General features: G+C 63.9%; 15 protein-coding genes. All 15 read left to right on the top strand.

Annotated features, from left to right (window positions below; all coding sequences use genetic code 11):
• Positions 1-3: 3 nt before the first annotated feature.
• The 15 genes from E0E00_RS09795 (at position 4) to E0E00_RS09725 (ending at position 24,199) form a co-directional block, all read left to right on the top strand.
• Positions 4-1,488: an isopeptide-forming domain-containing fimbrial protein gene (locus E0E00_RS09795; protein WP_207302711.1), complete on the top strand. Its 1,485-nt coding sequence runs from the start codon at positions 4-6 to the stop codon at positions 1,486-1,488.
• Positions 1,489-1,585: 97 nt separating this feature from the next.
• A complete protein-coding gene (locus E0E00_RS09790; RefSeq protein ID WP_130812326.1) occupies positions 1,586-2,476 on the top strand; it encodes a class C sortase in 891 nt (296 codons plus the stop codon).
• A gap of 141 nt (positions 2,477-2,617) precedes the next feature.
• Positions 2,618-3,781, top strand: a complete 1,164-nt coding sequence (gene fucO / locus E0E00_RS09785) for a lactaldehyde reductase (RefSeq protein WP_130812325.1) — start codon at positions 2,618-2,620, stop codon at positions 3,779-3,781.
• 211 nt (positions 3,782-3,992) lie between these two features.
• A complete protein-coding gene (locus E0E00_RS09780; RefSeq protein WP_130812324.1) occupies positions 3,993-5,261 on the top strand; it encodes an Mbeg1-like protein in 1,269 nt (422 codons plus the stop codon).
• A 161-nt stretch (positions 5,262-5,422) separates the two neighbouring features.
• Positions 5,423-5,785: a YerC/YecD family TrpR-related protein gene (locus E0E00_RS09775; RefSeq protein ID WP_130812323.1), complete on the top strand. Its 363-nt coding sequence runs from the start codon at positions 5,423-5,425 to the stop codon at positions 5,783-5,785.
• A 2-nt stretch (positions 5,786-5,787) separates the two neighbouring features.
• Complete coding sequence (locus E0E00_RS09770) at positions 5,788-9,075, top strand: PD-(D/E)XK nuclease family protein (RefSeq protein WP_130812322.1); 3,288 nt, start codon at positions 5,788-5,790, stop codon at positions 9,073-9,075.
• Complete coding sequence (locus E0E00_RS09765; protein WP_130812321.1) at positions 9,075-12,578, top strand: exodeoxyribonuclease V subunit beta; 3,504 nt, start codon at positions 9,075-9,077, stop codon at positions 12,576-12,578. The genes E0E00_RS09770 and E0E00_RS09765 overlap by 1 nt, the downstream gene beginning before the upstream one ends.
• A gap of 169 nt (positions 12,579-12,747) precedes the next feature.
• Complete coding sequence (gene dnaE, locus E0E00_RS09760; RefSeq protein WP_130812320.1) at positions 12,748-16,647, top strand: DNA polymerase III subunit alpha; 3,900 nt, start codon at positions 12,748-12,750, stop codon at positions 16,645-16,647.
• 216 nt (positions 16,648-16,863) lie between these two features.
• Entirely contained in the window at positions 16,864-17,244 is a 381-nt protein-coding gene (locus E0E00_RS09755; RefSeq protein WP_130812319.1) for a desulfoferrodoxin family protein, read from the top strand.
• Between the two features lie 143 nt (positions 17,245-17,387).
• Positions 17,388-19,313 carry a nitrilase-related carbon-nitrogen hydrolase gene (locus E0E00_RS09750; protein ID WP_130812318.1) on the top strand — a complete coding sequence of 642 codons (1,926 nt, stop codon included), beginning with the start codon at positions 17,388-17,390 and terminating at the stop codon, positions 19,311-19,313.
• A gap of 83 nt (positions 19,314-19,396) precedes the next feature.
• Positions 19,397-20,050 (top strand): crossover junction endodeoxyribonuclease RuvC, encoded by a 654-nt coding sequence (gene ruvC, locus E0E00_RS09745; protein ID WP_130812317.1) that lies wholly within the window; start codon positions 19,397-19,399, stop codon positions 20,048-20,050.
• Complete coding sequence (gene ruvA, locus E0E00_RS09740; protein ID WP_130812316.1) at positions 20,047-20,679, top strand: Holliday junction branch migration protein RuvA; 633 nt, start codon at positions 20,047-20,049, stop codon at positions 20,677-20,679. Before ruvC ends, ruvA begins: the two co-directional genes overlap by 4 nt.
• Positions 20,676-21,743, top strand: a complete 1,068-nt coding sequence (ruvB, locus tag E0E00_RS09735) for a Holliday junction branch migration DNA helicase RuvB (RefSeq protein ID WP_130812315.1) — start codon at positions 20,676-20,678, stop codon at positions 21,741-21,743. Before ruvA ends, ruvB begins: the two co-directional genes overlap by 4 nt.
• 115 nt (positions 21,744-21,858) lie before the next feature.
• Positions 21,859-22,272 (top strand): hypothetical protein, encoded by a 414-nt coding sequence (locus tag E0E00_RS09730; RefSeq protein WP_130812314.1) that lies wholly within the window; start codon positions 21,859-21,861, stop codon positions 22,270-22,272.
• Between the two features lie 127 nt (positions 22,273-22,399).
• Positions 22,400-24,199: a phosphotransferase gene (locus tag E0E00_RS09725; protein WP_130812313.1), complete on the top strand. Its 1,800-nt coding sequence runs from the start codon at positions 22,400-22,402 to the stop codon at positions 24,197-24,199.
• Positions 24,200-24,244: the final 45 nt, after the last annotated feature.

The raw sequence follows: 24,244 nt of genomic DNA, 5'->3' as shown, positions 1-24,244 counted from the left end.
AGCATGAGTTACAGAAGGAGCTTGGGGGCATTCTTCAGCGCTGCGGCGCTCATTGCCTCGCTGAGCCCGGCGGTCGCCTTCGCGAAGACCACCGGAACGGGCATCACGGATGTCGATGATGCCACGATCAACGTGACTGGGCTGGAGAAGGGCGACACGGTCACTGCATACCAGGTGTTCGACGCTTATATCGACAGCAACAACGTGCTCAAGTACACGCCGGCTACCGGGTTGCCTGCCGACTATGACACCATCGACGAGCTTGGCGCGCTCACGACGGCCGATGCACAGAAGGCTGCAGGCGACGCCTACTCGAAGGCCTTCGTAAACGATGGGGCGCACGGCGTTGCCGGTCCGGTGACTGGTAACGCTGGCGAAGACGGCAAGGCTTCGCTTACCCTCGACTCGGGCTACTGGGTGGTCGTCGTCACGTCCACGAGCGGCAAGACGAAGGTCTTCCAGCCTACGACGATCGACGCCAGCCCCGTTGCCGGCACCGATGGCACGTACAAGGCCAAGACGCTCTCGGACCAGGAGATCAAGAACGAGCCAGTCACCGTCAAGAAGGGCGTGGGAGAGAGGTACGAGGAGAAGACCGACGCGTACACGGTGGGCCAGATGGTGCCCTTCAAGGTGACCACCAACGTCCCCAACTACCCGGCAGACTCCAAGGACGCCACGTTCACCGTCAGCGACACGCCTTCCGCCGGCCTGGAGATCGACACCGGTTCCATCACGGTGAAGGTCGGGGGCACTGTGGTATGGGAGAACGGCGCAGCCGTGGACGCAAGCGCCTTCAAGGCCGCAACCACAATGCAGGCGACGACTGGCTACACCTTTGACTTCGCCAAGGACTTTGTCCTGGCACACCCTGGTGCCTCTGTCGAGATCACATATAACGCCAAGCTCACCTCTGCGGCCTTCTCGCACGACGAGAATGACGTGACCGGCAACACGGCGAGGGTCACCTTCAACCCCAACCCCTATGACAGCTCCACCGTCACGCCCGACGACAAGACCAAGGTCCAAACCTACGGCTACGTGTTCCCCAAGACCGACAAGGACCAGAACGCCCTCGAGGGTGCGGCCTTCACCCTGTACGACGAGGCCGGCAACGAAATCAAGGACGAGAACGGCAATGCCATCACATCCACTTCCAAGATTGTGAACGGCAAGGCCTACGTCTACTTCGAGGACCTTGGCTCCGGCTCCTACGTGGCCAAGGAGACCACGGTTCCCGCGGGCAAGCAGAAGGCACAGGATGTCAAGTTCACCGTCGACAAGGACACCGCTAAGGCGGACAACCCCGCCACAACCGACATCACGGAGAACAACTACCTGGTCAGCACGAGTAACGTCGTAGACCCCGACCAGCCCATGCTGCCTGTGACCGGCGAGGCGGGCACCGTCGCAATCACCGTCGGTGGCCTCGCGCTTGTCGGGGCCGCATGCGTGGTTGCCTCGCGCGGCCTGAAGCGCTCCAAGTAGGCAGCCGCACATCTTGTTCCACCGTATCGGACATGGATCGAGAGGGCCGGAGGGGGCACCTGCCTCCTCCGGCCCTTCCACGGGGGCCCGACGCAACGTGCGGGCTCTCGTCATTGCCGCGCTGCTCGCCATTGCCGGCATCGCGGCAATCCTCTACCCCTATGCGAGCGACTACCTCGCCCGCAGGGAACAGGAGGCGGTCGGCGAGCGTCAGCAGGATGTCGTCGCCACGGTCTCCGAGCAGGACCTCTCCGCAGAGTGGGAGACCGCCAGAGATTTCAACCAGCGTCAGCTCGAGGGACGCGTGGCCGTGTCGGACCCCTTCGACCCCAACAACGCGACACCTTCCGACGAGGAGTACGCGAAGGTCCTTAACCTTGCGGGCGACGGGGTGATGGGTCAGCTCATCATTCCTTCCATCGGGGTGAACCTCCCCATCTACCATGGGGTCTCGGACGACCAGCTCCTCCGTGGCGTAGGGCATCTACCGACCACCTCGCTGCCGATCGGTGGCGCTTCGACGCACTGCATCCTTGCGGGCCACACCGGCCTTCCCTCCGCCAAGATTCTGGGTGACATAGACAAGCTCAGGGAGGGAGACTGGTTCATCATCCGCGTCCTAGGGGAGGACCACGCCTACCGCGTGACCGGAACCGAGGTTGTGCTTCCCAACGAGACGCAGAGCCTTGTCACACAAGAGGGCAAGGACCTCGTGACGCTCGTCACCTGCACTCCCTACGGCGTGAACACGCACAGGCTCCTCGTGCATGCCGAGCGCTGCGACGTGCCGCAGGAGTGGCTCGACATGCAGGGCCAGGCGAACGACGTCCCCCTTCTCAGCCCTGCCGACGAAGGCGCCCCCATCGTCGTGCTGTCGCTTCTTGGCCTTGGCATAGGTGCGGGCCTTCTCGCCCTGCGCTGGATTGTCACACGCAGGAGGGGGTGCGCACCTTCCTACGTGCCGCGGCATGCCCGCAAGCAGGATTAGGGCCCATCCCCGTGCTTGGATGTGCTGGATCCCTACGCCGGAGCCCGCTCAAGTCCAAGATGTCCCGCTCCGGGTAGAATGCCCTCAGTCATGTGTACGGCGGCAGGGGAGTCGTCGGCACCCAACGGGAAGGAAGGGTTTATGGTCAATCGCTTCGTCCTCAACACCATCTCGTATCACGGTTCTGGTGCCATCAAGGAGATTCCCGGTGAGCTTTCTCGCCGCGGCCTTACCAAGGCCTTCGTGTGCTCCGACCCTGACCTCGTGAAGTTTGGCGTCACTGCCAAGGTGACCGACCTTCTCGACAAAGCCGGCTTCCCCTACGAGGTCTACTCCGAGATCAAGCCCAACCCCACCATCCAAAACGTCAAGGATGGCGTGGCGGCCATGGCTGACTCCGGTGCAGACTGCATCATCGCCATCGGCGGCGGCTCGTCCATGGACACTGCCAAGGCCATCGGCGTCATCCACGAGAACCCGGAGTTCGCCGACGTGCGCTCGCTCGAGGGGATGGCCGACACGAAGAACCATGCCACCTTCACCATTGCCGTGCCCACTACGGCGGGTACTGCAGCTGAGGTCACGATCAACTACGTGATCACCGATGCCGAGAGGGTCCGCAAGTTCGTGTGCGTCGACACCAATGACATCCCCGAGGTCGCCGTTGTCGACCCGGACATGATGGCTTCGATGCCCGCCGGCCTCACTGCCGCTACCGGCATGGACGCCCTCACCCACGCCATCGAGGGCTACACCACCAAGGGTGCCTGGGAGCTCTCCGACATGTTCCACCTCGAGGCCATCCGCATCATCTCGCACAGCCTGCGTGAGGCCGTGTCCGAGGCAAAGTCCAGGGAGCCGGGCAAGGGCCGTGAGGAGATGGCGCTTGGCCAGTACATCGCCGGCATGGGCTTCTCCAACGTTGGCCTCGGCATCGTCCACTCCATGGCGCACACGCTCTCCGCGCACTACGACGCCCCGCACGGCGTTGCGTGTGCCATGCTTCTACCCGTGTGCATGGAATACAACGCCGACACCTGCGGTGAGCGCTACCGCCAGATCGGCCGCGTGATGGACGTCGCCGGTTGGGACACCGATCCCATCGATGTCGTGAACAAGAACGTTGTGGCCGCTGTCGCAAGGCTCGGCGAGGACGTTGGCATCCCCAAGACCTGCAAGGGCCTCGTCGAGGCAGACCTCGACCAGCTTGCAGATGACGCTGCGGCTGACGCCTGCTTCCCCGGCACGCCCAAGCCCGCAGACCACGAGACGATCAAGGCCCTGTTCCGCAAGGTCATGGAGTAGCTGGTTGCAATGCGTCCTTCCTGGCCCGGCCGAGGATGCCTTCGGCCGGGCTCTTTTTCCTCGGAGCCCTCGGCCCTTGGCCTTGGGAGCGAGCCTCCTGGAATCTCTGCCGAGCCGTAACTGAGTCGCAGTTTTCTGTCAGCCATAGGCTCGCAGGCTGCCCGTTTCATCCCCTCGGCCTGCCGCTCTGTCTCACGCGAAGGGAACTCCCATGGCGAACATACACGACTACCTCGACCTACGTGGTGACATCACGCTTGCGGAGCGACCGTTCAACGTATGTGACGGCCTGGTCCTCTCGATCCTCTCGTACGTCGACTTCAAGGGAATCGTCCCCGGCGAGGGGGAGGGACCGGTGACCGTCTCGTACGCGTGCGATGCGCTGCTCGACCGTGCAGGCGGCGACGTCTCGCCCTACGTGCGGTCGCTTGCGAAGATTGACGAGCGCTATCTGCGGCTTCTGGGGACTTCCGCGCGCTTTGGGCAGGCGCTCGCCCGCGACTACGCGGACGTCTTCGACCATGACCGCGACCTGCAGTTTGCCGCGCTCACGGTGGAGCTTCCGGGCAAGCGGCGCTTCGTTTCCTTTAGGGGGACCGACAACTCGCTCGTTGGCTGGCGCGAGGACTTCATGCTGAGCTTCGAGGTCACGGAGGCACAGCGGCTGGCTGCCGAGTACCTGCTGAGGCAAGCGCGCAAGGCCGATGCCGAGGGCGTAAGGCTCATGGTGGGCGGCCACTCCAAGGGCGGCAACCTCGCGGGCTTCTCGGCAGTGCTTCTGCCCGACGAGCTGCGTCACGTTATCGAGTGCGTCTACTCCAACGATGGTCCGCTCATGGCGCCAGAGGTGGTGCCTCTGAGTTGCCATGACGTGTATGGTGGCCGCAGCGTGCGCATCGTCCCTGCCTACAGCGTGGTGGGCATGCTCTTCGACGACCCCTCGGAACCCAAGACCGTCGTGCGCAGCACCGGCGATGGCGCTCTTCAGCATGACCCCACAACCTGGCAGGTCCATGCGGACCGCATGGACGAAGCAGACGACCTGCTTCCCCAGTGCAAAGTGGTGAACGCCATCTTCGACAAGTGGATGCGCGGGGCCAATCTCGCCGACCGCGAGCTCTTCACGCGGCAGGTCTTCGACGCCTTCGAGGCCGGGGGAGCAACCACCTTTGACGAGGTCGTGGGCAACCCCGCGGGGGCCCAGCGCGTACTGGCGGCATTGAGAGATGCAGACCCGCGCACGAAGGAGCTCATCGGCGAGCTGGTCCAGGTTGCCGCCGGAGAGACGTGGGACGCTGCGGTCGCGTCAGTTGCCAATGCCACACGAGCTGCCCTGAGCGCCGTGGGCGCCATTCTTCCGCAGCACAGGCTTTCTGGCGGGAAGCCCGCGGGCGAGGGAGGCGGGGGAGAGTCCGTCGACGCTGTGCCTCCCGACAAGCCATCGCCAGATTACCCCACGGGTGGTGTCGGGAAGAGCTAGCCCCCTCTCGCTGATGGCCCAATTTGTGTCGCGCCTCCCTTGCATACTCCACGTGACAGATGCTCGTCAGCCCATGCGTCCCCGTGGCACTTTGATGCGCTAAAGTGGTTCCCACGCATGTGACGCTGTAGGTTGGCAAACATCGGTGCGGGAGGTCGTAGATGACGTGGGACAACGCATTTGACGCCGAGGAGCCGCAACGCCTCTGTGAGGCTGTGTGCCTTGTCAGGACGCCGGAGGAGGCCCGCGCCTTTCTCGAAGACCTCCTGAGCCCGCGCGAGCTGTGTGACCTTGCGCAGCGTCTGGAGGTGGCCACGCTCCTACGCTCCGGCAGGTCCTATGTCGACGTCTCAAGTGCTACGGGAGCGTCATCCACCACGGTGAGCCGCGTATCCAAATGCCTAAGGGGCGAGCGGGGAGGCTACCGGCTTGTTCTTGAGCGGCTCGACGGCACAGGCAACGGCGCGGCTCGGGAGAGAGCCGAGAAGGCAGAAGGCGCTGACACGCAGGGGAGACAGGACTAGGGATGCTGCACATCGCGACTACAGTAGAGGAGTTCCTGGCAAGCGCGGAGGTCCGCGCGCGTCTGGAGGAGGGGCTTGCCGCTCGTGGCGCGGCAACCCTTCTTGTCCCGAGCTTCGCAGATCAGCTCGTGGCACAAAAGGAGCTCTCCTCATACCCGACACTCTCCCTTGGCGTGACCGTGACCACTCCTGCCGCATGGACCAAGGAGCGCTGGGAGGTATGGGGCAACGGGACCCATGTGGTCGAGGCCCTCACCAGAACCATTGCCGTCCAGCAGGCAATTTCCCAGGCACCAGAGGGCCGTCGCAGGGGTGTCGCCCTGAACGCCGGAACGGTCAATCTCCTCTCGGCCCTTGTACGCGACGCGTTGCCCTGGCTCCCAATTGATTCTGCGGGAGAGCCGGACGAACTTGCCTGCCATGCGGTCGGCCTCACCGATGCCGAGGTTGGCGTTATGGCGCTTGCCGGGGACTACGCACGCGTCATCCACGAGGCGGGCTACATCGAGCAGTCCGAGGCAATGTCGCAGGTCGTCGATGCCATGGCACGTGGCGTGGCTAGGCCGGGCTGCGTTGTGGCGGCGGGCCTGGGCCAGGAGTCGCGTGCCGTGCGCGAGCTCCTGGTTGACCTTGCCTGCGCGGGTGAGCTTGCCATCGTGGCGCAGTCGGGAAACGATGCGGCGCTGGCTGGGCAGCAGGAGACCGTCGCGCTGGTCGAACGGGGCGTCATTGCGCGTGATGTCGAGGTTGCCCATGAGGGGTCGCAACGCGTTGCCCCTGAGGCTCATGCGAGAAGGGTCCCAGAGCTCCAGCAGGTGGTTCGTTCGGTCTTTGGCACCGACTCTGACGTTGAACCTACCGGTGCGGTGGAGGTCCTCGCGCCTGCCGGCCCCCTCGCCGAGGCGGAGCTCGTCGCGTCTCGCGTGGTCGAGCTTGCCCAGGCCGGCGCGCACGAGGTGGTCATCGTCGCTGCGGACGTCGAGCGCGCGTGGCGCGAGCTTTCTCCCAAACTCTTCGCGCGTGGCATAGCCTGCGAGGCAGAGCTGAGCTCCCGCATGGATCAGCTCGAGGCAGGCAGGGCCTTCCTCGAGTTTGCCCAGTCCGTGGCCCAGCTCTCCGAGCTTGCGGCATCGTGGCCCGCGCCCAAGGACACCCCGGAGGGCGAGCTTGTCATCCTGGGTGACATGGCCTGGTGGCCCCCGCGCAGCCTTGTGGACTTCCTGCGACAGGACATCGCACACGTACCCACCGAGCGCGCCCTCTCCCTCGACAGGGCATGGCGGGGGGACCGCCTGCTCACCCCCGCAGACGTCCTTGCCGCGCTCCAAAACCCCAGGGCCACGAGCGCACCCGTGGCCGCGGCCACGCGTGAGCTCCTCCTGCGCGGGCGCATGGGCTCTGCGGCATCAAGGCTTCTTGCGCCCTACCTGCAGGCCGGCGAGTCCGTCCCGGCAGACCTTGTCCCCGATGAGGCCGGCCTCGAGCTTGCCCCCATCGCCCCAGAGCACAACCGTCTGGCGGACGCCCGAGCCATCGCCATTCTGGAGGGGGTCTTGGCAATCGCGGGCACGCTCAAGGAGCTGGGGGTTACGGCAGATCCCAACGTGCCAGATCACGTTTCCCTCTCCAAGCTGGTAGAGCTCTGCGAGCAGGCCATGTCCCAGACGAGTGTCGTCGTGCGTCCGGGCGCTTGGACAAGAGACGGCGCCTGCCGATGCAGGATATGCGACCGCGCTCGTGCCGCCGGATTGGTGCCCCTCTCGGCAGACGCGCTCATCTCGTGCTCCATGACTTCCACCGAGTGGCCCATCGGCACCGGAGACGATGTTCTCTCGGCACTTCTCGTGCGCCTGAGCATCGAGCCCCAAAGAGACCCTGCGGCCCGCGAGCGCTCGACCTTCTGGCGCATGCTGCGCGTGCCCCGCGAGCGTGTAGTAGTGGAGCGCTGTGGCGTTGACGCCGCGGGCAGTACCTGTTATCCAGCCGTCATGCTCACCGAGCTCCTCTCATGCTATGGGGGAGATGGCACCGGGAAGGACAAGGGCCTTGTGGTGCGCTCGCTGGGTGAGAACCAGGCAGACGCCAACCTGAGCACGGGAGGGCTCGGCATGGCCGCTGCCGGCACCAGCAATCCCTCTCCCGCTGGCATCATCTCCGGCGCCAACGCTGCACTCGTGGTAGTCCCGCCCACAGGCAGGGCCGATCTTGTCGAGGGAAAGCCGCTCCTCTCGGCCTCGCAGATCGAATCGTATCTCGAGTGCCCCTACAAGTGGTTCAGCCTGCGGCGCCTGCACCTGCAGGACTCCGATGCCGGCTTTGGCCCCATGGAGATGGGTACCTTTGCGCACCGCGTGCTCGAGGTCACCCACTTGCGGCTTCTTGCCGAGGCGCGCGAGCGCGTGGGCGTAGCCGAGGGGGAGCATCTCGACCCCTGGGTCATGCTGCCCGGATCCCGCGTGCTCGAGGGCGATCCAGAGGGTCTTGCCCATGCGCACGAGGTGCTTCTCGCCGAGCTTGAGGAGCACCTGCACCACCAGAGCCTACGACAGGGCAAGCGCAGTCGCTACCAGGCATTCGTTCCGCACACCTCCGCAGACGAAGGACAGCTTGCGCAGTTGCGGCGCGACCTTACGAGCGCGCTCGACTACGAGGCGGGCCTCTTTGTGGGCTATGAGCCGCGCTTCTTCGAGTGGGACTTTGGCACGCAGGACGAGCCGGTGGAGTATGCGGGCGCCTGGATCTGCGGCACCATCGACCGCGTGGACATCGACGCCCACCAGCAGGCGGTGGTCATCGACTACAAGCACAAGGCCCCCAGCGGCTTTGCCAGGGAATACGGCGTAACCCCCGTGCATGTGGGGGATGCACCCAGCGGTGGGACGGACGAGCAGCGCGTGGCCCCCTACGGGCTTCCGCGCCGCGTACAGTCACTCATCTACGGTCAGGTAGTGCGCCACATGCACCCGGAGCTCAAGGTGAGGGCGGCGGTGTATTTGGGAACCCGCGGAAGCCATGCCGTGGGCGGGGCCATCCTCGACGACTCGCTCGACCGCGTGCTGGGAAGCCATGCCCCCCTGAGAAGGGACTCCCTTGATGCCTATGCGGTTGGCAGCAGCAATTCCTACGGCATCGAGGACGAGTACGGCATGGAAGCATTTCTCGACGCCACCGAGGCGGCGATTGCCGAGAAGGTCGCGCAGCTCCTCGACGGAGACGTCGAGGCAGACCCGCTTGATGCCGCCGCATGCTCCTACTGCCCGGTGTTGAACTGCGAGAGGAGGCTCTCCTAATGGCAGGCATAGACCTCTCAACCCTGAACGAGCGGCAGCTCCAGATCGTCTCGACGCTCGATCGCCCCGTCTTTGTCGAGGCGGGAGCCGGCTCCGGCAAAACCTTCACCCTCACGCGCAGGATAGCATGGGCCCTCTCGCCCGGCTCCGGCAAGGATGGCGGCCCCTTTGCAGACAGCCTCGACCAGGTTTTGGTCATCACCTTCACCGACGCTGCCGCACGTGAGATCAAGGAGCGCGTCCGCTCGACGCTGCGCCAGGCGGGCATGCGCGAGCAGGCCCTCATGGTGGACTCGGCGTGGATCAGCACCATCCATGGGATGTGTTCGCGCATCCTGAGGCGCCATGCGCTTGACTTGGGGATAGACCCATCGTTCAAGGTCGCAGGCACCAACGAGGCGCTGGCCCTTGTCGAGCAGGCAACGGAGGAGGTCGTGGGATCGGCAAGCCACGACCGTGCCAGTCCGGTGCTCGGGCGCGCGTTCGAGGAATACGGCTACGGTACTCTCAGCGGGTCCAGGCCCTACGGCATGGTGGCCATGGTCTCGGACGTGGTTGGGGCTGCCCACTCCGCCCCGGATGGCTTCGACTCGCTTCTCTCCGTGGGAGAGCCGGACGTCGAGGGCTCGATCTTGCGATTGAGGGAGGCCATCGGCACGATAGGCGCGCAGCCCGGCATCTCGCGCACGGCACGGGATACGGCCATGGGGAGCCTGGGGTCGCTCGACGCGTTCCTCTCGGCCCCTCCGGGCGAGCGCACCCCGGAAGCGGCCCAGACTGCGCTCGGAGGCGTAAAGGTCCCTGACGTGCGGGCAAAGGGGATGAGGGAGTTTGCCCTCGAGGCGCGCCGTGCCCTGGGGGAGGCAAGGCTCGAGGTTGCGCTTGCGGGCAATGCGCCGCTGGCGGATGCCCTTATCGACCTGGCGCGTCGGGTAGACGATCGCGCCCTTGGGCTCAAGCGCGAGAAGTCGGTCCTCGACAACGACGATCTCATCTCTCTGGCCTTGCATGCCGTGCGCGACAACCCCGTTGTGGCCTCCGACTATCGTGGGCGCTTCAGGCTCGTGATGGTCGACGAGTCACAGGACACCGATGCCAGGCAGCTTGAGCTCATCACGCTTCTTTCTGGTGACGGTGCGAGCCACCTCGCCACGGTGGGCGACGCCCAGCAGAGCATCTATCGCTTCCGTGGCGCAGACGTGGGAGTGTTCCGCGCGCGTGGCGTGGAGGTCCCGCAGGAAGACCACGTGCGCCTGGACGTCAACTACCGCAGCCACGCAGACGTCCTCTCGTTCGTGGATGCCGTGTGCGGTGGCCCCAGCGGTGTGGTCAATGGCTTCATGCATCTGGAGCCCAATCCCACGCGCGCGGACGGCTACCGCGCCCGCCCCCTGCCGCGCGTGGACGTCGAGGTGACGCTTGCCAAATGGGGTGTGTCGGCGCTTGCCTCCGCAACGTGCGCAGCCCAGATAGCCGATCGTCTCGCTGCCTATGCGGCGGCGGGCCAGAGCCCGTCAGACATGGCACTGCTCCTTGGCGCAACTGGCAATGCAGGGCTCTATATCGATGCCCTTCGCTCGCATGGGCTTGAGTGCGTGGTCACAGGGGGCTCGACCTTCACGAAAACCGACGAGGCCAAGGTCATGGCCGCGCTGCTCCATACCCTGGCCAACCCCCATGACACCCAGTCCGGCCTCTTCCCGCTCCTCGCCTCGCCCATGTTCGAGCTTGACGCCAACGACTTCGTGCAGCTGGGAACGCGCAGGCAAGACATGGTCGACGCTCCCGCCAAGCGAGCCATAGACCGGGGAATCCAGACCTTGGATCTCTATGGCGGGGCCGAGCCATCTCCCAGGCTCAAGGCGGCGCACGATGTTCTCGCCCGTGCCCGGCTGGCGCTGCGCAAGCACCCCGTGGTAGACGTCTGCCTGCAGGTGGTGCGGGAGTCCGGGTGGCTGCGCCGCCTGGAGGCTGCTGGCACAGACGGCCTTGCCCAGGAGGCAAACGTCCTTGCCGCGGTGCGCTACATCCGCGAGCTTACGCAGGACCTGGGCCTTGGTCCGGCGCGTGCCGCCACCGAGTTCGACATCTGGCTCAAGGCCTCCAAGGTACCCCCGGCATCGCTTGCCGGTGGCACGTCCAACCAGGTGCAGATCATGACCGTACACGCATCCAAGGGCCTCGAGTTTCCCGTCGTGGCCATCGCGGAGTGCTGGAGGGGTCCCGGCTCCTCGGGCCCTGTGGTCACGGGATGCGTGGACGAGCGCCGACGCGGCGTTGTCGTGAAGCCCAAGGGGCTCAAAGTGCCCAAGGACCTCACTGCCGGTGAGAACCCCCACAGCATGGCGGAGTGGCTCCTCTCGCTTTCTGAGAAAAGCGTAGAGCAAGAGGCTGCCGAGAAGACCCGCCTGCTCTACGTGGCGCTCACCCGTGCGCGCGAGGCGGTGGTCTTGGGCGTGGGCGTGAAGCTGTCCTCGAGCGGCCCCTCCCCGGAACTCGCCGCAGGCGCCCTCGAGGCGATTCTGGGGACGGCGACCCCAGCCCCGGGCGAGAGCCCCTTCGAGTACGGTGGCAGCGAGCCTGGACGTCTTCGCTGCGTCTCGCTCGAGCCCTGCGAGACGGGCTCGGGGAAAGGCGCCACGCTCGACTCGGCCGGCAGCTTCTTTGACGGCACGCTTGCGACCACGGACGAGGTCACAGTCATAGGTGCCACCGTCGAGGCGCCGGAGCCCCCGGGCTTCTCGCTTGTCTTGCCGGATCCGGACCCCGCGGCTCCCGCCACAGGCATGTGGCGTCCGCGTGCGGGTGTCTTTAGCTACTCGAGCGTACACGAGCAGCTGCCGGGGGACTTCTCTGCTACACGTATGGTTGCGCACGATGGTGAGGGGCCCGCCACCACGGGCACCTCCGCCCTTCCCACGCGCCCCAAACGCGAGGCAGAGCGGGAGGGCGCTCCCGTGGTGGGGGATGCCGACAAGGCCACGGGACTGGGCTCCGCCTTCCACGGGCTTGCCCAGGCAATGGTCGAGACCGGCCGTTTCCCAGAACCTGGGCGCATTGCGGCTGCAAAGCGCCTCTGGCACCTTTCTGAGAGGGCTTCCGCCCGGCTCGACGAGGCCCTTGCGCGCTGGTGGGGCTCGGATGTGCGCCAGGAGGCACTCTCGCATGCGCTCGTGCGTGCGGAGGTTCCCTTCTTCAGGCGCGTGGACTCCGCCTACGGAGGCTACGTCGAGGGCGCCATCGACCTTCTCGCCACAGACCCCGGCTCTGACCATGCATTTCTCGTGGACTACAAGACGGGCGACCGCGGGCTGGGCGCGCAGGCCCTCTCCCAGCGCCACGAGATGCAGGCCAACTTCTACGCGTACGTCCTCATGGGGCTCGGCTTCTCGTCGGTGAGCTGTCGCTTTGCGTGCGTGGAGCTCGAGCGTCCCGACGTGCCCGGCGAGCCCGTGGTCGTGTCCTACGAGTTCGACGAAGGGTATCCCCCACGCATGGGGTAGCGCACCAAGGCGCGAGCCGCCAAACCGAACAGCGTGTGGAGCCTCTGCTTCATTTCTACCTGCAGGAACGTCATAGCTACAGGTCAGATGGGGTATAGGCCAAGGCCTTCCACACGGGGGTTCTGCTATGCTTTGCCCAACAGCTACGCGTCGCCAGCATGGAGAACACATGGCATTCGTTCACCTACACAACCACTCGGACTTCTCGATTCTCGATGGAGCAACGCCCATCCCTAGCATGGTCAAGCGTGCCGTCGACGAGGGGATGCCTGCCGTTGCCCTCACAGACCATGGCTACATGTTTGGCATCCCCAACCTCGACCTGGAGTGCCGCAAGTACAACGACGTCCAAGCCAACATGAAGCAGTGGCGCCACGACGTCGAGTGCTTCGGGAAGGGTTGGGGGCTTGAGGAGCCAGATCCTGACGCAGACGAGGCAGGCTACTTCGACCGCGTCCATGACCAGTGGGCAAGCGACGTTGCGGTGTGGGAGTCATCTGGCCATGACCTAGCCGCGGTCCAGGCAAACCGCCCGCGCCTCAAGGTGAAGCCCATCTTTGGCTGCGAGGCCTACTTCATCACCGATGACTGCATCGAGCGCGGCACCAAGCAGCGTCGCTACCACCTCATCCTTCTCGCCAAGAACGAGACGGGCTACCACAACCTCGTGAAGTGCATGTCCAAGGCTGCAGGCCACGAGATGATGTACTACCGTCCGCGCACCACGCTCAGCATGCTCAAGGAGTACCACGAGGGTCTCATCTGCCAGAGCGCCTGCGTGCAGGGCATCATTCCCCAGTGTGTCATCGATGGCGACTTTGACGGCGCGCGCAGGTGGGCCGAGACCTTCCACGACATCTTTGGCGATGACTTCTACATCGAGATCCAGGACCACGACCTTACCTTCCGCAACGGCTGGAACGATCGCAAGCTCGACGAATACCTGGTCAAGATGGCACACGAGATGGGCGTCAAGGTGGTCGCCACCAACGACTTTCACTACCTCACGCGCGAGGACGCGTCTACGCAGGACATCCTCTCGTGCATTGGCAAGGCCACAACGCTCGATGACCCCAACCGCATGCGCATGGAGAGCCTTGAGTTCTACATGAAGTCCGAGGAGGAGATGCGCGCACTCTTCTCCTGGTGCCCCGAGGCCTGCGACACCACGCTCGAGATCGCCGACAAGTGCAACTACGAGCTTGACTGGACCCACATGTACCTGCCCGAGTACCCTGGCCTTCGCCCGGGGGAGACCGCAGACGAGCGCTTCCGCGAGGAGTGCGAGAAGGGCCTCGCCAAGCGCTACGGCGATAACTGGCGTGACCTCACGATTGGCGGTTGGAACGTGCGTGACCGCTTCGAGCACGAGTACAAGGTCATCACCGAGAAGGGCTTCGCGAACTACTTCCTCATCGTGCAGGACTACGTCCAGTGGGCCAAGGACAATGGCATCGGCGTGGGCCCGGGTCGCGGTTCGGCGGCCGGCGCCATCGTTGCGTATGCCATGAACATCACGAACTTCGACCCGCTCGAAAACGGCCTCATGTTCGAGAGGTTCCTCTCGACCCAGCGCTCCGAGATGCCCGATATCGATATGGACTTCGACGATGAGCACCTGCAGGACGTTCTGCAGCACGTGCGCGACGTCTACGGCGAGGACCACGTCTGCAAGGTCATCACCTACTCGACCATCAAGGCCAAGCAGGCCATCAACGATGCCAACCGAGTCCTGGGCTTTCCCGTCTACAAGGGCCAGCAGCTCTCGAAGATGCTCTCGAACGACCCAAAGCTCCAGCTTGCCAACGCCCTTCACAAGAACGAGAGGAAGCCCGACCAGTACTCGCCCGACTTCGAGGACGCCTACAACAAGGATTCCGACGCCCGCCGCATCATCGACGCCGCCCTCTCCATCGAGGGCTTCATGCGTGGCGAGGGCGTGCACGCCTGCGCCACGCTCATCGCGCCTACACCCGTAACCGACCACGTTCCCACCAAGCTCGACACTAAGGGCAACGTCACCATCACTCAGTACGAGGGCCACTCCGTCGCGGACATGGGCCTGCTCAAGATGGACTTTCTCGGCCTGCGCACGCTCACGGTCATCAACAAGGCACTTGCCAACATTCGTCACTCATACCCCAACGCCGCAGACATCGACCGCATGCCGCCTGCGGTTCGTGCCTGCATCAAGCCAGGGGCTACCTGCGTCGACATCGACGTGGACAAGGTCGACTTCTCCGACCCCAAGATCTACGAGCTTTTGGGCAAGGGACACACGGCAGGCGTCTTTCAGGTCGAGTCTGCGGGCATGACCGCCACGATCAAGAACATGCAGCCCGACGCATACAAGCAGATCGTCGCCCTTATCGCCCTCTACCGCCCGGGCCCTCTGGGTGCCGGCATGGTCGACAGCTACATCAAGCGCATGCATGGCCAGGAGAGGATCTCGTACTACGACGAACGTCTGAAACCCATCCTGGAGGAGACCTACGGCACCATGGTCTACCAGGAGCAGGTCATGCAGATCTCGATGAAGATGTCGGGGTTCACGGCCGGCGAGTCTGACTCGCGCATGCGCAAGCCGGTGGCCAAGAAAAAGATCAAGATGCTCACCGACCAAGTCTTCCACTGGGAGGGCAACGGCGCGGACGAGACGATCTACGACCACTGGATGAACGGCGCCGAGGCCAACGGCTACAAGCGCGAGGTGGCGCAGGAAATCTGGGAGAATGTCCTCGAGTTTGCCTCCTATGCCTTCAACAAGTCGCACTCCGCCGGCTATGCCATCCTAGTCATGCAGACCGCCTGGTTGAAGGCCTACTTCCCGCGCGAGTACATGGCGTCGGTCCTCACCTCCTACATGGGCAAGACCGACAAGATCGTGCACTACGTCACGAGCTGCCGTCGCGAGGGCATCCAGATCCTGCCGCCCGACATCAACGAGTCCGGCAAGGACTTCACGGCAACCGCGGAAGGCGTCCGCTTTGGCTTCGCTGGCATCCGTGGCGTGGGCGAAGGCGTGGGCGAGTGCGTCATGGCCGAGCGTGATGCCCATGGCCCCTTCAAGAACCTCCACGACTTCTGCGAGCGCGTGGACGGCTCCCAGGCTAACCGACGCGTGGTCGAGTCCCTCATCAAGGCGGGTGCCTTCGACTCCACGGGATACACCCGCATGCAGCTCATGCACTTCGTCGACAAGAACAACCCCGAGAACATCATCGACGCTGCGGCTCGTCGCCAGAAGGAGCGTGCGGTGGGGCAGTTCTCGATGTTCGACATGTTTGGCGACATAGCGGGCTTGGGCTTCCAGGACGAGGTTCCCGCACCCGATGGCGTGGAATGGGACCGTCACATCAAGCTTGCGCAGGAGCATGACGTCTTGGGCATCTACGTCTCTGACCACCCGTTGCGTCCGTACGCGTACGCGCTGGCCAAGGCACGCGACTACACCATCGCAGACCTCTCGGTCTCCGAGGAGTACACCGACCCTGAGACCGGTGCCACCATAGAGCGCTTCAAGGTTTCCGAGGACAAGCCCATCCACCTTGCCGGCATGGCCACGTCAGTCCAGAAAAAGACCACCAAGAAGGGCGACGCCATGGCCATCGTCACCCTTGAGGACATGGAGGCCGAGACCACGCTGGTGGTATTCCCCAAGGCCTACAAGGAGTGTGCTGCCACACTTGCCGGTGAGGTTGACCCCGAGACCGGCGAGAGAACCGGTGACATCTTTATCAAGGTTACGGGGCGCCTGGAGCGTGGCGACCGCGGAGACCAGCTGATCTGCTCTTCCATCGAGCCGCTCGAGCTTAACGACAAGACCAACCGACCCAAGGTCCTCGAGATAAACATGCCGGCCAACCTTCTCACGCGCGGTCGCATGGACAACCTCGGCGAGATCCTCGGGCGCTATCCTGGTCTCGATCGCGTTGAGCTGCGCGTGAAGAGTGCGTCGGGTGATGTCATGCGCATGGAGCTTCCCACACGCATCGACGCGCACAACATGGTCCTCATGACCGAGATCATCGACCTTGTCGGCAGATCGGGCCACGTGAAGGTGGCGTAACGGCAGCCTCCAGCCTTTGGCCGCAGACGCACCTTGGGCCCTCGGGGCATGCCCGCTCCATGTTGTGCGTGTCTAATATGTAGGTTTAAAAATAACATTTAACGCATGCATGGATTGCCATGCGATTGGAGAGAATACAAGCAGCAGCGGCCCCTAATGCGGTCGCATACACTGGCGTCGACTTTGCAAGACGTCAAGACTAGGAGAGGATGCCATATGGCGGACGTCAAGATCTATCGCTGCAAGCACTGTGGCAATATCGTCGTTAAGGTTGTCGATGGCGGCCCCACGCCCGTGTGCTGCGGCGAGCCCATGGAGGAGCTCGTCGCCAACACCACCGACGCGGCTGTTGAGAAGCACGTTCCCGCCCTGACCGTCGAGGGCGACCGCCTCGTTGTACGCATTGGCTCCGTCGAGCACCCCATGACCGAGGAGCACTACATCGAGTGGCTGATCTTCGCCGATGATGACAAGGTCGTCATCCGCTACCTCAAGCCGGGCGATGCACCCGAGGCTCGTTTCCACCTCGGTGAGAGCAAGAAGGCTACCGTTTATGCGTACTGCAACCTCCATGGCCTTTGGAAGGCCGAACTCTAGGGCTCATACGTAACCTTCAATCGGCAAGGCTTGTCGTGCCGCCTTGGCAGCGCCGGGGCGGCACGCTTATCTCTGTGCGCTATGAGCGAGCAGAGCGGGATACAATCAACAGCAGGTTTGTCAGGCAGGGGGAAGGCTTAAGCATGAAAATCGCGGTTGCCCAGATGAGGACCACGGCAGGCGAGCTCGAGCGTACAGCAGAGCGCATGGTTGAGCTTGCGAAGCGAGCTGCGGGCGAAGGAGCGCAGCTTGTGGTGTTTCCGGCGGCAGCCCTCCTGGGCACCTGGCCCATTGATCCACCCAGCCAGGAGGGGCTTCTGCTCGACCTTGCAGAGGCCCTGGTTAAGATTTCCGAGGAGGCTCCGTGCCCCTGCATCGTGCCGGTCCTCTCAGATGCCGATGGAGCCCCTGCCCCCGAGGCCATCCTCGTGCACGACGGCGAGCTTACGCCGCTCAAACTCTCGGCGCTTCTACGCTCGTCTGCGGTGCTCCGGGCGGGGCAGCACTCAGATGATGCCCAGGAGGATGTAGACGGGCCCCAGCCAGACCTCCCCGTCTTCGAGCTGGGTGGTGTCCACTTTGGGCTTGCCTTCTCCTTTGATGACCTCAACGACTTCGACGACTATGACTTTGACGTCGATGTGGTGCTCTACCTCGACGGCTATGGGTTTGCCATGGATGACCCGTCGTCTGCCATGGGCGCCTCGGTGGCCGAGGGTCGCTTCATGGATGACGCCGCGGCAACTGGCGCCTGGATTGTGGGCGTAGGGTCGCTCGGAACCTACGGCATGCAGGTGTTTACCGGATCGAGCTTTGTCCTCACGCCCTTGGGCGAGCTTGCTGCGCAGTCGCCTTCCTTCGAGGAGGACTTGCTTATCGCAGATGTTGACCCAGGCCTCGATGAGCCCTTGGAGCATCCGCTTAACCCTGAGGTCTACGACCGCCCGCTCATCGCCTGGAACGCGCTTGCGCAGGGGCTTTCCGAGTCCCTCTCGCAGATGGGCTTTACCCAGGCAGCCGTGCTGGTGGATGGCACGCTTGACTCCTGCGCCGTGGCGACTCTGGCCACCGATGCCCTTGGCCCCACCAACGTCCACGCACTGCTCGTGACCGGCTCCAGCGACGGGCTCGATGCATCTGCGCGCGAGCTTGTCGAGAACCTCAGGCTACCTGTCCGAGAGCTTCCGATGGCTGCCCTCTCGCCCGACCGGGCCCTTGCGCAAGACCTTGCGCAGGCGCATCTTGTCGCGCTGGCGCGTGAGGAGGGCGCCATGCCCCTCTCGAACCTCGACAAGACGGCGCTCGCGCTTGAGGTTGCGCCCGGCTCCCTCATGCCTGCGGGGCTTGCGCCCTTGGGCGACATCTACCGCTATGCCGTGCTCGAGCTTGTGCACATGAGAAACACCATCTCACCGGTCGTCTCGCGCACTGCTCGCCACGCTTTTGAGGTCCCATCCATCCCCGGCATAGAGGGATGCGGGCCTACGCCTGAGTCTCGTCTCGACTTTGTCGACTACGTGCTCGCGAGCAGCCTTGAGTGGGGCCGCCCCCTCTCCGACATTGCCGAGGACGGCGGACATCCCCAGGTGGTTGCGGCCATTCTCGACCGCCTTGCCTCGTGCGAGCCAGCACGCATGGCTTGTGGACCCGTGATCGTCGCATCGTCTCGCACGCTGGAGGACGTCCCGTGGCCGCTTGGCATGGTGTGGCGCGATCACGCTCGAACCAGGGCGGAGCGCACGGGCGAGGGCATCGGTGGCACCATCTCCCTGGGGGATGACCTGGACCAGGCAATTGCGCAGGCCGTGCAGGAGGCTGTGGGCGTACCGGCGGTTCCGGATGCTGAGCCCGACGCTCGTGAGGGGGGAAGCGCTGCCCCCGCCGTGCCCCGGGATCGCGAGCGTGATATGCGTGAGGTCCTCAATCTCCTGCGGGACCTCTCGCTCACGGGTGGGCTTGCCGCCGACCAGTCGGAAGCCCGTGGTGGAAGGCATGGCCAGGGAGGTCGGCCCGGACCAGGCGGGATGCCAGCAGACGGCTCAATGTGGAGTCCCTTCTCGGAGAACTAGGCTCGTCTCCTCCGCATGCGCATGGTATGCTAGAATAGAACGAACGTTCTAACAACCGCCATACGCAGGAGGAGGTGCCTCGCGTGATCATCCTGGGAATCGATCCTGGCCTTGCCAACACGGGCTGGGGTGTGGTCGAGACGCGCGGCCCCGTGTGCAGGACACGCGCCTACGGCTGCATCTCAACCTCCTCATCGGAGTCCATCGACCGTCGCCTGGGCAAGATCCACGAGGGCATCTCCCAAGCAATCCAGGCCTATGCCCCAAGCCAGCTTGCCATCGAGAAGATCTTCTTTGGCGAGAACTCGCGCTCCGCGCTTGCAACGGCGCATGCCCGCGGCGCTGCGCTGGTGGCTGCGGCAGAGGCCGGTTTGGAACTTGGCGAGTACACTCCCATGCAGATCAAGCAGGCGGTCGTAGGCACTGGCTCTGCCGACAAGCGGCAGGTCATCTTCATGGTGAGAAATGTCCTGGCCCTTGACCACGACCCCCGCCCAGACCACTGCGCGGATGCCCTTGCTGCAGCCATCTGCCACGCTAACCTCGCGCGTACGCAGCGGCTTACGCGCGAGGGCGCTACGGTGCAGGTCTTTGAGCAGGAGAAGGCCCAGGAGGCACTTGACGCCGTCAGGGCCCGCAGCGTCACGGCAGCAGCCACGGCGGCCCGCCTTGCGGGAGCCCGCGGCGAGGGGTCGCCAATCGGACATGTGAGACAGAGTAGGAGGAACACCCAATGATTGTGCAGCTCACGGGCACCCTTGTCGAGGTGCTTCCCACCCATGTGGTTATCGATGTGGGCGGCGTTGGCTATGAGCTTGGCACCTCTGCAACAACCGCGGCATCGCTGCCGACGGTGGGAGAGGCCGGTGTCACCGTGCTCACACGCATGCTCGTCAAGGAGAACTCGGTCGAGCTCTACGGCTTTGCCACACGCGAGGAGCGCGCGGTGTTTGACAGGCTCGTGGCCGTCTCCGGCGTGGGGCCAAAGCTCGCCTTGGCAGTCCTCTCCACGTTTTCTCCGGCAACGCTTGCGACCATCGTCACCCTGCAAGACGAGGAGCGCATGGCGCAGGTCCCGGGGGTCGGTCGCAAGAAGGCGCAGCGCCTCCTCGTCGAGCTGCAGGACGTCTTTGCCAAGGACGCCACGCTTCGCGGCCTGGTGGGCATGAGCGAGCCCTCGCCGCGGCAGCCCAGGGTCCCGGATACGGCCGCATCTGCCTCAGAGGAGGCAACCGCGGCGCTTCTCTCCATGGGCTTCTCGGCACAGGAGGCACAGCTCGCGCTGGATGGGCATGAGGATGCGGGTGCCGTGACGGTCGAGAGGGCCATTCAGTTTGCGCTCAAGAGGCTTGGAGGCAGCCTGTGACGTGGGAGGCACAAGAGGAAGATCTCTTTGGTGGCGTTGCTGGCAAAGGCAACACCCATGGTGGCCCACGTCCGGTGACGGGCGAGCTCACGGTCGACGACCTTGATGTCGATCGGAGCCTTCGCCCCACAACGCTCGACGAGTACTGCGGACAGGAGCGGGTCCGCGACAATCTCCGTGTGCTTATCGCCGCTGCCAAGAACCGTCATGAGACACTCGACCACGTGCTCTTCTCGGGCCCTCCGGGGCTTGGCAAGACTACGCTCGCAAATGTCGTCGCCAACGAGATGGGAGCCCGCCTGCGCACCACCTCGGGGCCGGCTATTGCGCGTACGGGAGACCTTGCCGCCATTCTCACCAACCTCGAGGAGGGTGATGTCCTCTTCGTGGATGAGATTCACCGCCTCAACCACCAGGTCGAGGAGGTACTCTATCCAGCCATGGAGGACTTCTTCCTCGATATCGTGATAGGCAAGGGTCCAGCGGCCCGCTCGATACGCCTTGATGTGCCCCACTTCACGCTCGTCGGCGCAACCACGCGCACGGGTCTTCTCACCGGTCCCCTACGTGACCGCTTTGGCATCTCGTATCGGCTGGACTACTACACCGTCGACGAGCTCGAGCGCATCGTGCGGCGCTCGGCCGCCATCCTTGGGGTGGATATCGATGACCAGGGCGCCGCCGAGATTGCCTCGCGCTCGCGTGGCACGCCTCGCCTTGCCAACCGCCTGCTCAAGCGCGTGCGCGACTATGCCCAGGTAAGGGCTGGTGGCGTCATCACGTGGGAGGTCGCTGCCGAGGCGCTCTCGTTCTTCGAGATCGACGAGATGGGCCTCGATTGGATGGACAAGAAGATTCTCACCGCGCTCACGAGCACGTTTAGGGGTCGCCCTGTCGGACTTACGACCATCGCCTCAGCGGTGGGCGAAGACCCATCTACCCTCGAGGACGTCTACGAGCCCTATCTTCTGCAGCGGGGCCTCATCGTGCGCACCCCGCAGGGTCGCCAGGCAACCCCTGCTGCGTTTGAGCACCTCGGTGCGCCCCTGCCCCCTCAGCGCTAGTGTGGGGCAGTGGTGCAGTTCCCACGGTGTTGACGCAGTTTCTCTTTCGAGCCGTGTCCCTGTGTGCGGCGCGGGTATCATGTTCGCGACAGCGAGCGCGGGGAGGAGCACCACCATGCTTGAGAGGGACTACATCACAGAGATCATCTTGCAGTTTGTCAAGGCAGTCACCAGAGCGCTCAGGCTTGCCGTTGAAAAGGGTGACGCGGCGTCCTGCCAGGCAGTGGAGCAGCAGGTGGCCGATCTCATCGATCTCGACGTGCAGACCACTATGGCCCTCTCGCCAGACTCTCTCGTCACGATGCTTCTTCTTTCAGGTATGGGTGACTCACTGGCGGTGTACGTCTGCTATGCGCTCGATCGCCTTTCCCGCGTGTACGGGGCCAATGGCAACAATGACCTTGCTGGTCTTCGACACCTGCAGGCTCAAGCCGTTGCAGAGAGCTTCGACTGCGACCTCGCAACGCCTCCGGCGGAGCTTTCCGACCTCGACGTAGAGCTTTTTGGGACTGCGGAGAAGGACGAGTAGCCATCATTCTGAAGGCTGTTTGCCGTTGAGATGTTCGACTTCTCTCAGCGGCATGACATCGATTGAACATTCATCTTACCTTTGGCATACTGAAGCTTAATAAAAGCTTGGGTATGTCGGAGGTCCCATGGCGCTCTCGAGAAGTATGTTCAAGGTCTTTGTCGCTCTCGCGCAGTCTGACGCCCGCATGACGCAGCGTCAGTTGAGCGCCGCCTCGGGGCTCTCCCTGGGAACCGTAAACTCGATTCTGCGTGCTGCCGAGGAGGCGGGGCTTGTCGAGGGCGGCCTCCTCACCATCGATGGTCTCAAGGCACTGAGACCCTACGAGGTGGGCAACGCCATCATCATGGCCGCGGGCCTCTCCTCTCGTTTTGCTCCCATCTCCTACGAGAGGCCTAAAGGGCTCCTGCGCGTTCGCGGCGAGGTTCTCATAGAGCGCCAGATCCGTCAACTTCAGGAGGCAGGTGTCACTGATATCACCGTTGTGGTTGGCTATAAGAAGGAGTATTTCTTCTACCTTGCAAGCAAGTTTGGCGTGCGCATCAAGGTTAACCCGCAGTACGCCACGAGGAACAACAACTACACCCTCTGGCTCGTGCGCGACCGACTCGACAACACCTACGTGTGCTCGTCGGATGACTACTTTGAAAAGAATCCCTTTGAGCACTACGTCTATGAGGCCTACTATGCCACGCAATACGTGAGTGGCGCGACTGACGAGTGGTGCGTAACGACAGGCCCGGCAGGGCGCATCACTGATGTGACCGTGGGCGGCTCTGACGCTTGGGCAATGCTTGGACATGCATACTTCGACAGGGCGTTCTCCACAGGGTTTGTCCCCCTGCTGGATGACGCCGTGCGCAGGCCCGAGATGGTCGATGCGCTTTGGGAGGAAGTCTTTCGCGCCCATACGGATGAGCTGCGGATGGTTGCGCACCGCTATCCTGGCTCCGGCATCCACGAGTTCGATACCCTCGACCAGGTGAGCGGCTTCGACCCTGCGTTCATCCAGAACGTGGACTCAGGGATCTTCGACAACATCGTCTCGGTGCTGGGTTGCGAGAAGTCTCAGATCCATGGCTTCTATCCGCTCAAGCAGGGCCTCACCAACCTTTCGTGCCACTTCTCGGTGGGTGAGGGCCCCAAGGAGCGGGAGTACGTGTACCGCCACCCTGGCCTGGGGACCGAGAAGATGGTCGACCGTGCTGCCGAGGAGGCGGGGCTCCGTCTTGCGCGCGACCTCGGACTGGACAACACCTTCATCCACGAGGACCAGCGCCAGGGATGGAAGATCTCTCGCTTTGTTCCCAATGCGCGTGCGCTTGACCCCCATGATCCAGCGCAGCTCAGGCGTGCCATGCAGATGTGCCGCAGGCTCCACGAGAGCGGTGCCACGCTCAACAGAAGCTTCGACTTCGTGGGAGAGGGGCTGGAGTACGAGCGACTCCTTGCAGAGCGCGGGCCCATCGAGATTCCAGGCTACAGTGACCTCAAGGACAAGGTGCTTCGCCTCCGGGACCTCGCCGAGAAGGACGGCTTCCCTCGATGCGTCTCACACAACGATTTCTTCTACCTCAACTTCCTCATCGACGAACGGGGCGAGTACAGTCTCATCGACTGGGAGTACGCTGGCATGTCAGATGAAGCGAGCGACTTTGGCACGTTTGCGGTGTGCTGCGAGCTCTCCGATGCCGAAGCGGAGGAGGCGCTGCGTGGCTACTTTGGCCGCACGCCTACGGCGCGAGAGCGACGTCACTTCTGGAGCTACGTGGTCTTTGCGGGCTGGTGCTGGTACGTGTGGTCTCTCGAGAAAGAAGCCGAGGGCGACAACGTGGGCGAATGGCTTCTCGTCTACTACCACTATGCGCAGGACAACGTAGACCGCGTGCTTGGCTGGTATGAGAGCGAGGGGTGCGAGGCATCGTAGGTGGCTGCGCTCCCGGGTGGCTCAACGCTCACTGCCTGTCCAGTT

The organism is Olsenella sp. Marseille-P4559 (assembly GCF_900605015.1).
Classification (GTDB): domain Bacteria; phylum Actinomycetota; class Coriobacteriia; order Coriobacteriales; family Atopobiaceae; genus Tractidigestivibacter.
Note: the sequence above shows the minus strand (reverse complement) of the source record. Positions and strands in the feature narration are given on the sequence as shown.

Excerpts from the sequence above, each read along its gene's own strand:
- fucO (WP_130812325.1), top strand. The coding sequence starts at position 2,618 with ATGGTCAATCGCTTCGTCCTCAACACCATCTCGTATCACGGTTCTGGT.
- E0E00_RS09750 (WP_130812318.1), top strand. The coding sequence starts at position 17,388 with ATGAAAATCGCGGTTGCCCAGATGAGGACCACGGCAGGCGAGCTCGAG.
- dnaE (WP_130812320.1), top strand. The coding sequence starts at position 12,748 with ATGGCATTCGTTCACCTACACAACCACTCGGACTTCTCGATTCTCGAT.
- E0E00_RS09765 (WP_130812321.1), top strand. The coding sequence starts at position 9,075 with ATGGCAGGCATAGACCTCTCAACCCTGAACGAGCGGCAGCTCCAGATC.
- E0E00_RS09770 (WP_130812322.1), top strand. The coding sequence starts at position 5,788 with ATGCTGCACATCGCGACTACAGTAGAGGAGTTCCTGGCAAGCGCGGAG.
- E0E00_RS09755 (WP_130812319.1), top strand. The coding sequence starts at position 16,864 with ATGGCGGACGTCAAGATCTATCGCTGCAAGCACTGTGGCAATATCGTC.
- ruvA (WP_130812316.1), top strand. The coding sequence starts at position 20,047 with ATGATTGTGCAGCTCACGGGCACCCTTGTCGAGGTGCTTCCCACCCAT.
- E0E00_RS09775 (WP_130812323.1), top strand. The coding sequence starts at position 5,423 with ATGACGTGGGACAACGCATTTGACGCCGAGGAGCCGCAACGCCTCTGT.
- E0E00_RS09730 (WP_130812314.1), top strand. The coding sequence starts at position 21,859 with ATGCTTGAGAGGGACTACATCACAGAGATCATCTTGCAGTTTGTCAAG.
- E0E00_RS09795 (WP_207302711.1), top strand. The coding sequence starts at position 4 with ATGAGTTACAGAAGGAGCTTGGGGGCATTCTTCAGCGCTGCGGCGCTC.
- E0E00_RS09780 (WP_130812324.1), top strand. The coding sequence starts at position 3,993 with ATGGCGAACATACACGACTACCTCGACCTACGTGGTGACATCACGCTT.
- E0E00_RS09725 (WP_130812313.1), top strand. The coding sequence starts at position 22,400 with ATGGCGCTCTCGAGAAGTATGTTCAAGGTCTTTGTCGCTCTCGCGCAG.